Origin of the sequence: Bizionia myxarmorum, assembly GCF_008086205.1 — a bacterium.
Taxonomy (GTDB): Bacteria; Bacteroidota; Bacteroidia; order Flavobacteriales; family Flavobacteriaceae; genus Algorimicrobium; species Algorimicrobium myxarmorum.
Genome location: NZ_VSKK01000001.1, coordinates 765,966 through 777,915 on the forward strand (window position 1 = coordinate 765,966; position 11,950 = coordinate 777,915).

14 protein-coding genes and 1 tRNA gene are annotated in these 11,950 nt (G+C 34.4%); 5 read left to right on the forward strand and 10 right to left on the reverse strand.

The window, feature by feature from the left end:
* Positions 1 to 11 precede the first annotated feature (11 nt).
* The gene (locus ES674_RS03465) at positions 12 to 428 is read left to right on the forward strand and encodes a hypothetical protein (RefSeq protein ID WP_148402583.1); all 417 of its coding nucleotides are present in this window, start codon (positions 12 to 14) and stop codon (positions 426 to 428) included.
* Here ES674_RS03465 and ES674_RS03470 read toward each other — a convergent pair.
* From ES674_RS03470 to ES674_RS03485, 4 genes are all read right to left on the reverse strand, one after another.
* Entirely contained in the window at positions 425 to 565 is a 141-nt protein-coding gene (locus ES674_RS03470; protein WP_148402584.1) for a FeoB-associated Cys-rich membrane protein, read from the reverse strand. The genes ES674_RS03465 and ES674_RS03470 overlap by 4 nt on opposite strands.
* 12 nt (positions 566 to 577) lie before the next feature.
* Complete coding sequence (gene feoB, locus ES674_RS03475) at positions 578 to 2,677, reverse strand: ferrous iron transport protein B (protein ID WP_148402585.1); 2,100 nt, start codon at positions 2,675 to 2,677, stop codon at positions 578 to 580.
* The gene (locus ES674_RS03480) at positions 2,674 to 2,904 is read right to left on the reverse strand and encodes a FeoA family protein (RefSeq protein ID WP_148402586.1); all 231 of its coding nucleotides are present in this window, start codon (positions 2,902 to 2,904) and stop codon (positions 2,674 to 2,676) included. Before ES674_RS03480 ends, feoB begins: the two co-directional genes overlap by 4 nt.
* Before the next feature lie 73 nt (positions 2,905 to 2,977).
* Positions 2,978 to 3,649: an SCO family protein gene (locus ES674_RS03485; RefSeq protein ID WP_148402587.1), complete on the reverse strand. Its 672-nt coding sequence runs from the start codon at positions 3,647 to 3,649 to the stop codon at positions 2,978 to 2,980.
* Between the two features lie 102 nt (positions 3,650 to 3,751).
* On the opposite strand from ES674_RS03485, the gene ES674_RS03490 reads away from it, so the two are divergent.
* The 4 genes from ES674_RS03490 to ES674_RS03505 all read left to right on the forward strand — a co-directional run bounded on the left by ES674_RS03490 (position 3,752) and on the right by ES674_RS03505 (position 8,001).
* The gene (locus ES674_RS03490; RefSeq protein ID WP_148402588.1) at positions 3,752 to 5,689 is read left to right on the forward strand and encodes a M1 family aminopeptidase; all 1,938 of its coding nucleotides are present in this window, start codon (positions 3,752 to 3,754) and stop codon (positions 5,687 to 5,689) included.
* 73 nt (positions 5,690 to 5,762) lie between these two features.
* Positions 5,763 to 7,091, forward strand: coding sequence for an RIP metalloprotease RseP (gene rseP, locus ES674_RS03495; RefSeq protein WP_148402589.1), 1,329 nt, complete (start codon positions 5,763 to 5,765; stop codon positions 7,089 to 7,091).
* Between the two features lie 94 nt (positions 7,092 to 7,185).
* Positions 7,186 to 7,262 (forward strand) — tRNA-Asn (locus tag ES674_RS03500).
* 298 nt (positions 7,263 to 7,560) lie between these two features.
* The gene (locus tag ES674_RS03505) at positions 7,561 to 8,001 is read left to right on the forward strand and encodes a DsrE family protein (RefSeq protein WP_148402590.1); all 441 of its coding nucleotides are present in this window, start codon (positions 7,561 to 7,563) and stop codon (positions 7,999 to 8,001) included.
* A 111-nt stretch (positions 8,002 to 8,112) separates the two neighbouring features.
* On the opposite strand, the gene ES674_RS15375 is transcribed toward ES674_RS03505, so the two are convergent.
* The 6 genes from ES674_RS15375 to ES674_RS03530 all read right to left on the reverse strand — a co-directional run bounded on the left by ES674_RS15375 (position 8,113) and on the right by ES674_RS03530 (position 11,947).
* A complete protein-coding gene (locus ES674_RS15375; protein ID WP_170233955.1) occupies positions 8,113 to 8,262 on the reverse strand; it encodes a hypothetical protein in 150 nt (49 codons plus the stop codon).
* 159 nt (positions 8,263 to 8,421) lie between these two features.
* Entirely contained in the window at positions 8,422 to 8,772 is a 351-nt protein-coding gene (locus tag ES674_RS03510; RefSeq protein ID WP_148402591.1) for a hypothetical protein, read from the reverse strand.
* A gap of 10 nt (positions 8,773 to 8,782) precedes the next feature.
* Positions 8,783 to 9,271 carry a GDYXXLXY domain-containing protein gene (locus ES674_RS03515; protein ID WP_148402592.1) on the reverse strand — a complete coding sequence of 163 codons (489 nt, stop codon included), beginning with the start codon at positions 9,269 to 9,271 and terminating at the stop codon, positions 8,783 to 8,785.
* Positions 9,258 to 10,334: a DUF4401 domain-containing protein gene (locus ES674_RS03520; RefSeq protein WP_148402593.1), complete on the reverse strand. Its 1,077-nt coding sequence runs from the start codon at positions 10,332 to 10,334 to the stop codon at positions 9,258 to 9,260. Before ES674_RS03520 ends, ES674_RS03515 begins: the two co-directional genes overlap by 14 nt.
* Positions 10,322 to 11,272 carry a DUF2157 domain-containing protein gene (locus tag ES674_RS03525; protein WP_148402594.1) on the reverse strand — a complete coding sequence of 317 codons (951 nt, stop codon included), beginning with the start codon at positions 11,270 to 11,272 and terminating at the stop codon, positions 10,322 to 10,324. Before ES674_RS03525 ends, ES674_RS03520 begins: the two co-directional genes overlap by 13 nt.
* Before the next feature lie 117 nt (positions 11,273 to 11,389).
* Positions 11,390 to 11,947 carry a GNAT family N-acetyltransferase gene (locus tag ES674_RS03530; protein ID WP_148402595.1) on the reverse strand — a complete coding sequence of 186 codons (558 nt, stop codon included), beginning with the start codon at positions 11,945 to 11,947 and terminating at the stop codon, positions 11,390 to 11,392.
* Between the last annotated feature and the right edge of the window lie 3 nt (positions 11,948 to 11,950).

An 11,950-nucleotide genomic window follows, 5' to 3' on the forward strand; every position in this document is an offset into this window, starting at 1 on the left:
AATTAATTAAAATGAAAAAAAGTCTTGTATTCGTATTGTTACTCGTTAGTTTTATAGGATTTGCTCAAGAAAATGAAGCTGCAACTGCGCCTATAATTCTGAAAAAACTGTTTTATCAGCAGAGCGTTTTATTCGGCGATTATTCTGTGAAATTTTCTGAACTCCTTTCAGATTCCAGATGTCCTATTGGTGTAACCTGTATTTGGGCTGGCGAAGTTGTTTTTACAGTAACTGTTTCTAAAAACGACACCATTATATCTTCTGAAACTTTTAAAATCCCGCCCACCAACTATACAGATAAAGAACGTAAAGTTTTGACTTTAGAAAATGGTTTAACGCTTTGCTTATATAATGTGATGCCTTTTCCAACAGCTGAAAAGAAAATAGCGACAAAAGAGTATTATCTGCAATATACGGATGCTAATTAGTGGCATCCACAACCATCATCACCACCACAATTTTTAGAATTCTTTTTCTTCGGATTCCATATAAACTTCCTAATCAGGAATAATATGGCTAAAGCCAATACCGTAAACGCTATGATATTTTGAATAATTGGACCCATAATATGATAAATTTACTTTAATAATTGGAAGGCAATTAATGCCGATATATAGGCAAGAGCCGTCATAATAAATAATTGCCAAACCGGCCATTTCCAGCTGTTCGTTTCTTTTTTCACAATAGCTAGTGTACTCATGCATTGCATAGCAAATGCATAAAATAAAAGTAGTGAAATTCCAGAAGCAAAGTTAAATAATGGTCCGCCTAAAACAGGGTTGACTTCACCAGCCATTCGGTTTTTAATGGTTTCCTCTTCATCGCTGCCTACATTATAAATGGTTGCTAACGTGCCTACAAAAACTTCACGTGCCGCAAATGAACTCACCAGGGCAATACCTATTTTCCAATCATAACCCAATGGGCGAATAGCTGGCTCAATAGCACGACCTGTGATACCTATATAAGAATGTTCGAGTTTATAAGAGTCAATGTGATGATCTAAATCCGTTTCTGTGATATCGGCATTGGTGTATTTTTCAGTAACAATGGCTTCCGCATTATTAAAATCATCACCCGGACCATAAGACGCTAAAAACCACAAAACAATGGATATAGCCAAGATTATTTTACCGGCACCAAACACAAAAGCTTTGGTTTTTTCAAGAACCGTAATAGCGACATTTTTTAGAAGTGGTAATTTATAATTAGGCATTTCTACCACAAAAAATGTCTTACTTTTTATCTTAAGAATTTTATTTAAAAGCCAAGCGGAGCCAACGGCTGCTGCAAATCCTAATAAATACAAGAGCATTAAGGTTAAAGCCTGAAAACTTAAACCAAGAAAGCGACCTTCCGGAATTACCAAAGAAATAATAATTAGATAAACTGGTAATCTGGCCGAACAGGTAGTAAAAGGTGTCACTAGAATGGTTATTAAACGCTCTTTCCAACTTTCAATATTTCGGGTTGCCATAATAGCTGGAATGGCACAAGCTGTACCAGAAATTAAGGGTACCACACTTTTTCCGCTTAATCCAAATTTCCTCATCACCCGATCCATTAAAAAGACCACACGACTCATATAACCACTTTCTTCTAAAACCGAAATAAACAGAAATAAAAAGGCAATTTGCGGAATAAAAATAACGATTCCGCCAATTCCAGGGATAATCCCTTCAGAAATTAAATTGGTTAAGGTGCCAGACGGCATGGTGGTTTTAGTCCATTCACTTAATGACGCAAAAGAACTATCAATAAAATCCATGGGGATGCTGGACCAATCATAAATGGCTTGAAATATGGTTAATAGAATTAGTCCGAAAATAACATAACCCCAAACTTTATGGGTTAGAATTCGGTCTAGCCTAATGCGTAAATCTTTAGCTGTACTTAAATCAATGGCTTGCCCTTCTTTAAGCACATTATTAATAAACTGATACCGTTTTATAGTTTCTTTTTGCTGTAAACGCTTTAAATCTATATTGGATTTGGTTTTAAAATCGGCAACGGCATCAATGGTATTTCTGTCCATTTTTCCGAAGTTAACATCCTGCGTTATAACTAACCACAGTTTATACAACAACTGATTGGGGAATGCTTTTTGTAAATTTGCAAAGTAGTCTTTATCAATTTCAGAGGCATTTAAACAAGGCTCAATTGATAACTCTTTATAAGCGGCAATGACCTCTTTAAGTTCAGGAATTCCTGTTTTTTTTCGAGTGCTAATGAGTACAACCTTGGTGTTCAGATGTTCTTCAAGGTGGGGAATATCTAAACTGATTCCTTTATAAGCCATTCTATCTGCCATATTGATAGCGAGGATAGTGGGGATTTTAAGATCTTTAATCTGTGTGAAAAGTAATAAATTTCGCTTTATATTTTCCACGTCGCAAACAACAACGGCAACATCAGGAAAATCTTTATCGTTTTTATTGAGAAGTAATTCTATAACAACATTCTCATCTAAAGAAGACGCATTTAAACTATAAGTTCCAGGTAAATCAATGATATGAGCTTTTACGCCACGTGGTAATTTGCAAATTCCTTCTTTTTTTTCAACCGTAATGCCTGGATAATTTCCCACTTTTTGGTTTAAACCTGTTAAAGCATTGAAAACAGAAGTTTTTCCGGTATTGGGATTTCCAATTAAGGCAACGTTGATTTGTTTGCTCATCTAGCAATTTCTATTTGAATGTGAAGTGCGGTTTCTTTCCGAATGGCTAAATGACTTCCATTTATATTTAAATACATTGGATCCGCAAAAGGTGCCATTTGAACCAATTCCACGCTATTGCCAGGAAGACAACCCATTTCCAATAGCTTCAAGGGGATATGTATAGACGATACATCGACTATAATCCCAATTTCACCACGTTTAATATCTGCTAAAGTTACTTGCAAGCTTATTTAGATTGAATTTAAAGAAGCGAAATTACTGTAAAAAGCGCCGTTAAAAAAATAGTTGAATTAAAAACTATTCAGAATCTTTTTTTAATTTCCGAATATCAGATATTAAACGTTCAATATCCTCAAGTTTAGTACCATCATAAAAACCACGAATTTGGCTTTTCTTATCAATAAGCATGAAATTCTCCGTATGAATCATATCATACGGATCCGCACTTCCAACGTCTTTTACGGCTAAATAACTTTTTCGAGCCAAGTCGTAAATTTGTTTTCTATCGCCTGTAACAAGGTTCCAACGGGAATCATCCACACCTTTTTCTAAAGCGTATTTTTTTAATTGGGCAACTGAATCTATTTCAGGTGTTACGGTATGAGAAAGCAGTAAAATTTCAGGTTCATCTTCTAATTCCTTCTGAATATAAACCATATGGTCTGTCATAATCGGACAAATAGTTTGGCAGGTTGTAAAGAAGAAATCGGCTACATAAATTTTGTTCTTATAATCTTCCTGTGTAATTGTTTTACCATTTTGATTGGTTAAGCTGAAATCGGCAATCTTATGATATTTCTTTTTGTATTGAATGGTGCTGTCTACCAATTCAAAATTTACCATAGAAGGTTGATAAATGGGCAAAGGTTTTTCTACGTTTAAAACATTATAAATAATAGTCATAATAATTATAGCAATAATCAGAAAAACGATGGCAAAATACTTGTAGTCTTTAAAAAATGACAACATAACAATAAGATTTTATGAAACAATTCTGCTGCGAAATTACGATAGAATACAGATTAAAGTGGTAATTTTAACAAGCAATATTTTTTAGCATAAAAAAACTCTATGAAAGCCTATTTAGCACTTTTACTATTTTTAATTTCTACCCCATTTTTTGCTCAAGATTACTTGAAATCCTTTAATAAAATTCAGGAAGCTGAAGCCAAAATGGCCATGAAAAAGATGAATCAGCGTTTTAGTATGAACACTGGTAATTACGATATAAAATATCACAGATTGGATTTAACGGTTAATCCGGCTGTTGCGTTTATTTCAGGTGATGTTACCACCTATTATGAAGCCAAGGAAGATTTGTCTCAAATTACCTTTGAGCTAACGGATAATATGACGGTTTCTCAAGTCACACAACGCGGAAATTCTTTAACGTTTACGCATAATGCTTCAGATGAGGTGGTTATTACTTTAAATCAAATTCAGTCAGCGGGTGTTTTAGATTCGCTAACCATAAGCTATTCAGGAAATCCTGAAAGTTCGGGTTTTGGTTCTTTTGAACAAAGTTCACACAGTGGAAGTCCCGTAATTTGGACACTTTCGGAACCTTATGGTGCTAAAGGTTGGTGGCCGTGCAAACAGGATTTAATTGATAAAATAGATTCTATAGATGTATATATAACAACACCACGACTTACATCTAATAATGAAGATTATGTATCCGTTTCCAACGGACTGGAAATTGGGCAGACCATCTCCGGAAATTCTAAAACCACACGGTTTAAGCATAAATATCCTATTCCTGCTTATTTGGTGGCTATTGCGGCGACCAATTATACCGTTTACTCTCATGAAGTTGCTAATAATGGGACACCATTTGATGTGGTTAATTACGTGTATCCTGAAAATCTAGGGTATGCGCAAGCTAGAACACCGATTACGGTAGATATGATTACTATTTATTCCAATCTTTTTGATACCTATCCCTTTGCCAATGAAAAATATGGTCATGCCCAATTTGGTTGGGGCGGCGGTATGGAACATTCCACGGTTTCTTTTATGGGAAGTTTTGGTGAAAACTTGGTAGCTCATGAACTAGCACATCAGTGGTTTGGCAATAAGGTAACGGCAGGTAGCTGGAAAGATATATGGTTAAGTGAAGGTTTTGCCACGTATTTACCAGGATTGTTTACAGAAAACACAGACGGAAATTCGGATTTTATTGCATTTAAAGAACAGTTAGTTAACAATATTACATCACAACCTGGTGGTGCCGTTTATTTAACAGATTCAGATACAACGAGCGTTAATAGAATTTTCAGTAGTCGTTTAAGTTATAATAAAGGGGCGATGGTTGTGCATATGCTTCGGAAGAAACTTGGAGACCTGTCATTTTTTCAAGCCATGAGAACGTATTTAAACCATCCTAATCACACATACGGTTATGCCAAAACAAACGATTTTATAAATGTTGTTGAAACAGCAACGGGTGAAGATTTAACGGAATTTTTTAATGATTGGATTTATAATCAAGGGTATCCGATATATACGGTTTCGTGGAATCAACCTTCAGCATCAACTGTATTTCTGAATGTAAACCAATCTCAAAGTCATGCATCGGTTTCCTTTTTTGAAGCACCAGTGCCTATTCGACTTATTGGAACTAATGGTGAAATTCAAGATGTTGTTTTAACGAATACAATTAATAATGAAGATTTCATAAAAACGGTAAATTTCACGGTTGTAGATGTTGTTTTTGATCCTGAAAGCGATTTAATATCTCGGAATAACTCGGTAACCTTATCTACAGATACTTCTTATTTGAATGCTAGTGTAACCTTATATCCAAACCCTACAAGCAATATTGTTTATCTTGATAAACCGGATAGCTTGCAGGTTAATCAGGTGAAAATATATAATGCGTTAGGTCAACTTTTAGATACGCAATTATGGAATTCTAGTTTAGATCTTTCTTCCTACGCATCTGGCATATTATTTGTAAAGTTTGAAACCAGCAGCGGCTTTATCAACAAAACCGTGTTAAAAAAATAGCAATAAACCGCTTATAGTTTTCTTAATGGTGTTAAAACACTACTTTTGTGCGCTATAAAAAGAAGAAACTCATATGATTGTAATTTTAATAAAGGCAGCACAACTATTTTTAAGTCTGTCTATTCTTATTGTTCTGCATGAATTAGGCCATTTCATTCCATCAAAGATATTTGGAGCCCGTGTAGAAAAGTTCTATTTGTTCTTTGATGTTAAGTTTTCATTATTCAAGAAAAAAATTGGCGATACCGTTTACGGAATCGGTTGGTTACCATTAGGCGGTTATGTAAAAATTGCTGGTATGATTGATGAAAGCATGGATAAGGAGCAAATGGCGCTACCGCCACAACCTTGGGAGTTTAGATCTAAACCAACATGGCAACGTCTTATAATTATGCTTGGTGGTGTAACGGTAAACTTTATTTTAGGTTTTCTTATTTACATGATGATTTTGTTTGTCTGGGGAACTGATTTTGCATCTAAAGATGATGTGAAATATGGTTTCGGTGTAACAAAAACCATGGAACAATATGGTTTCCAGCAAGGGGATAAAATTGTCTCCGTAGATGGTAAGCCATATCAAGACGTAACCGCTATAACCTCTCATTTATTATTCAGAAATATAAAAGAGATAGAAGTTGAAAGACTTTCAGGCGCTAAAGAAACGTTGACAATTCCTGAAGATATAGGAACGCAATTGTTTGAAGCGGGCGATTTGCCTGCTATGACGCCGCGTATGCCTTTTGAATTAGATTCTATTGTGCCAGATTCTCCAGCTGATAAAGCCGGACTTTTAGTGAGTGATAAAGTGCTCTATATTAACGGTACTGAAGTTAATTATCTGTCAGATTTATCCTATTTGCTAAAAAATAAAGGTGCTGATGCTATAGATCTTGTTGTAGAGCGCGATGGTGTAAATAAGACTTTAAAGTTGACACCTGATCCTGATTTTATGATGGGTGTTGTTTCTAAAACAACAGATCCAGATTATATAAAATTTAACCATAGAGATTACACATTTGGAGAAAGTATTACAGAAGGTGCTTCATTAGGTTACTGGACGATTAAGGATTATTTAGGGCAGTTTAAATATATATTCACTAAAAAAGGTGCGGCTCAAGTAGGAGGTTTCGCCGCTATTGGTAATATGTTTCCACCAACTTGGAACTGGAAAGCATTCTGGGCTATAACCGCATTCCTATCAATTATGTTAGGCGTTTTAAATTTATTGCCAATTCCGGCTCTAGATGGAGGTCATGTAATGTTTTTATTATATGAGATGATTTCCGGCAGAAAACCTGGCGATAAGTTCATGGAGTACGCGCAACTCGTTGGCTTCATATTACTTATAGGTCTGGTCTTGTTCGCAAATGGAAACGATATTTATAAGGCAATTTTTGAATGATAATTTAAAGATGAAATTTTCTTTAAAATCTTTTCATCTTGTTTTGTAATATCTAAAATATAACATATATTTGCGCTCGCAAAAGCGACAACACTCCTCCTTAGCTCAGTTGGTTAGAGCATCTGACTGTTAATCAGAGGGTCCTTAGTTCGAGCCTAAGAGGAGGAGCCAAACAGGGAAAGCCTTTACAGAAATGTAAGGGCTTTTGTTTTTTAGCTAGGTGCAACATTTCTAGGAAATGTTATTCAACAGCTTCTAAAAGGTCCTTAAAATTCTTAACATTTTTAGTTCTTTACAATCAGCAAATTTATCCGATCCCGCAATCCATCCTTTCTCTAAATAAAGTTATAATTGTAAACGCTACACAGTAACTTAAGTTACAATGAAACCTTAACTCATAGTCTATCTTTGCCATTGTGATATGCATCACGCCATATAAATTTTAATATAATTTTTAAATAAAGAAAGTATGAGAAATAAGTTTTTAATGATTCTTTTTGTTTTTGTAGGATCTGTTTTTTACACCAAAACCACGGCGCAATCTTTAAGTGTTGAAGCCATTGAAAATTCCATAAAAAAGGATGGGAAATATGCATTATTGGTTTCGAATGCACGGTATTTTCAAGCAGCTGTAATGACCGGGAAAGGATTTAAAGCCAATAACCCTAAAATGGATTTTGAAATAGTCTTAATTGGTCCTGTGGTTAAAGACTTGGCTAAAGATGAAAGTCTGAAATCTTTTATTGAAACTAGTGAAAAAGTAGGAATTCGGCTTGTTGTTTGCGAAGCGGCAATGAATCACTTTGAACTAAAGAACGGAGACTTCCACAATTCTATCCAATTTTCACCTGATGGTTTTGTTTATATGTTTGGTTTGCAGGAAAGCGGATTTAAAACCATTACCTTATAATTTAGATTTCGTATTATCTCCTTATAATAACAAAAGCCTTTACATTTTAGTAAAGGCTTTGTCATTTTTAAAAATCAACTATTAATCCCGTAATAGTATGTGTATAAATAATTACTTTTTGACTTTGCGTTCTACCCGCTCATCATCTTGTTTACCATATTGGTTATAATGGTCCTTTTTTTGAGCACCTTTTTCATCTGTTGCGTTTTGGTGCAAATCTTTTTCGTGTTCCGTTTTCGGATTTTCTTTATCGGTTGCCATATCGTTAAATTTTAAATTAGGCTTAAATTTATTCACTATATACAAATTGCTTTGATTCAAATAATAGGAATATTAACTTGAAAAAAAGTGCATAGAAAAAGGAATCATCAAACGGGTTTTAAATGTAAGTTGATGAATAAAAGTTTCTGTATTGAAAATCTACTTATCTAAACTTTCTAACAAACAGGTTAATTCTACTATTTTTCCAGCCATACAAATGCCAGCTCTGTCATTTACTTCGGTATAGTTAAGATTTACTTTTTTGCCTTCCACCATCGAGATGTTAAAACTATTTAAGTTTATAGGTTCTAATTTATTGCCATCCTCAAGTTCAATCATCCACCCACAACCATCCAAACCCGTCATGTTTAATAGTTTGCCTTCTATAGCATTTTCACATATTGAAATGTCTGTTTTTGAGGGATTATCATCATTTTTTGTATTTGCACAAGAGAAAACAATTCCCGAGCAAACTAAAATCACCACTATATTTTTTCTGATATTTTTCATACGTTTTTTTTTAATTAATCATTTTTCGATTTTCATCATATAAACCAATCAGCACACTGTTGCCGTCTTCATCCACTTTAATGCCACCGTATTTGGCGACTTCATATTTTTCGGCATCGCCCTCCTGAAAAAAGTAGGATTCTGCACCAATATTGATACCCCATCCTGAATTTGAATTATAAGCTATTAAATATTCATCGGCTTTAAGCGGTGTTTTATTGTCTTGAAATCGGTTTTTTTTGGCAATGCCGTTTTCGTCTAATTTCACAACACAAAATCCTCTTTTTGAAATTTCATCATAAACGACCGTATTGGAAATGTCGTAGCGCAAATCCATATAATCGCCTTGCATTAAAGAACGGGGATCAACTGGTGCCAATTCTAAAAGAATCAGCTTTCCATCTTTGAGCAACGTTTCTTTTTTATATACGGACGCATTGAAAAGAAATAATAAAACAAGAAGATTTCCTAAAATCAGGAGCCATTTATACTTTTTCATGAGCGCTTATCTTTTTGGTTATGAATATATAAAATGCTAGAAATAAGATTCCCGTGGCTATTAAAATAAGCGATTTGGTGAGTAGTGTGAAACTTAAATCATAATAATACTGTGAAACAAAATAGATAAAAGCAACAATCCCAATAACGAAACCCGTTTTATAATTGACTAAAAAACTCAACAGAATAATTATCAAAGCTCCCGAAATAGCCGGTGCGTATAGCGTTAAAAGCAGAATTAAGCAACTTATACTATAAATAAAAATTTTACTTTTAAGAGCTGTTACGTTATTGATTTCTATAATATGATGAACTATAAACAGGACAGCCAGAATCATGATTATGGATGATAACCAAAAATCTCCTGGAGATAAGGGAATTAAATACCGTTTTCCAATAGCCATAAGTCCAGCTAACAAAGCAAATATAAGTCCAATGCGGATTGGATTATATAATTTGGAAGCTATTTTATGCCATGAAATTATTTTGGCTTCGTTTAAAAATACGTAGGTTAATAAAACCGTGTTTCCAGCTATATAAAGATGAATGAGGTGATAATAGGAATTAAATAGAATTAAGCTAATTAGGCACCCGTTAAATACCATTATGGAGATAAAGGATAATACATAGCTTTGCGTAATGAAAAGCGAACCTAGAGCCATGACAGCGATGATGATAAGAATGGAATTTTCATGAATGCCCATTTCTGATAATCCAAAACCAAACAGCACCAAACCAATTATATAAAGAGAAATGCTAAACGTATCAGTAACGAGTCGGTTGAAAGCTTTGTCTAGAAAAAAAGCGGCAGCTATGAATATAATTCCGAAAATTAATAAGCCCATTTCCGAATCATAGATTCCTGTAATCAAGAAAAATCCTAGAAATGCTAGCATAGCTAGAATTCCACCGAAAATGGAAAGTAACTTAATGGCCAAATTGGATTTATTATTATTCTGATGTTCGTATTCTTTTAAAATAGCCTGCTCGTCAAAAGTGAAAGCGTCGCCTTCCATCGCCGAAATATGCTGTAATAAGTCCTTTTTTTCTTCTAGTTTACCCATCTTTTTTGAAGCTTTATTAAATTAGCAATAAGAAATGTGACGCTTAAAATTATAAACAAACTAATTACGAAAAACATGCCACCATCATCAGACCAACTAATTAGTAATGCCGAACCAATTACAATTAAACTAAAGGGAATTATGGAAAGGTAGAAGATGCTTTTTGTTTGTATGCCATAATAAATACCATAAGCATACAGCAGTGCGGTTGCTATTACTAGTATTAAGAAGCTTGCTTGATAGTCGTCAAAAATCCCATAACAAATGGCTATGGTGCCGAATGAAGCAGCGGCTAGCGCCAGGATATTTGTAAACCATGTTGGCGGATTAATGTCTGCTGATAGTTTTTCACCTATTAAAGCTATAAATAAAAACACGGTATTAATGCCAAATAGCAAGGTAAACGGGATTATTTCTGGCCAGTTTTGCGCTACTTGCTCAATATATAATATAACGGTGGTATTAATAAGGATTATAAAAATAAGCCACAAGGGTGCAAAATTAGAAACCACAACCCATAGGAATATGAACAAAGTCCAACCCAGAAAAAAATCGTAAGCATTAGCGCCCGTTTGGTAAATTTGTCCAAAAACAGCAAACAAAACGCCAACAATCATAGAAGCGCCTGTTAGCAAAATGTTTTTAACATTAAGTTGCCATTTTGAAAACAGAATAACCGCTGTAATAGCAATAATTAATCCTTCAATTAAACCTAGTTTCGCAAATTTGTGAAGATCCGCCCAGTTATAGGCAAAGAAAAACAGAATACCTGCCGTTGTAAAACCAACCCCTAAACTGATAAAAAGCAGATTTAAAAATTTCTGCCAAGCCTCTTTATCATGATAAACATCCCTTTGCAATCGGGCTTTTATTTCTGATTCGGACCAATTGCTATGCCGACTAATGATGTGTATATCGTTTCTTTCAATCTTTGCCATGAATTGTCGTGTTCTTGTCCATTTATAATTTTCGGATAGATTAGAGACTAATTTAGAAAATAAAAGTTAATTTGATAGTTACTTTTAATTCGCGAACTACCAGATATAAAAAAATGGTTATTTTTTGAATTGAAGATGATCCAATTTTTTTCCTGTCAGCATTTTTTCGCCCACCACTGCAAAACCTAACTTTAAATACAATCTTTTGGCATTTGGGTTTTCTTTTTCTACTAATAGCCCCAATGTTTTCTGGCGTTTTATAACATACTCATCAATTAAGAACTTAAATATTTGAGAACCAATACCTTTACCTTGTTGGTCGGGATTCACGCCAACGCAATCAATATAAAATTCGCCAGCTTGGGTTTCATCTTCGGGCTTAAAATCTCTATTAAATAGGTTTTTAATGGCTTTAGCTACGGGAGTTCTTAATTCTGCTAATTGCCCGCCATCATAAACTGTCGCAGCAGCAAGAATTCCACTTTCGTTTTCCGCAACCCAACAATTTTCATAAGAATACTGATTGGCTTTTTCACGGATTATATACTCTAAAAACTGTCTTGCTTTTTCTGGAGAATTTTCACCAATAAATTTAAATACAATGTCCTGCATAGCTACTAGCATGCAGGATGCGATAGCTCTATAATCCTCTGGTTTGGCTTTCCTAATTACCATGAT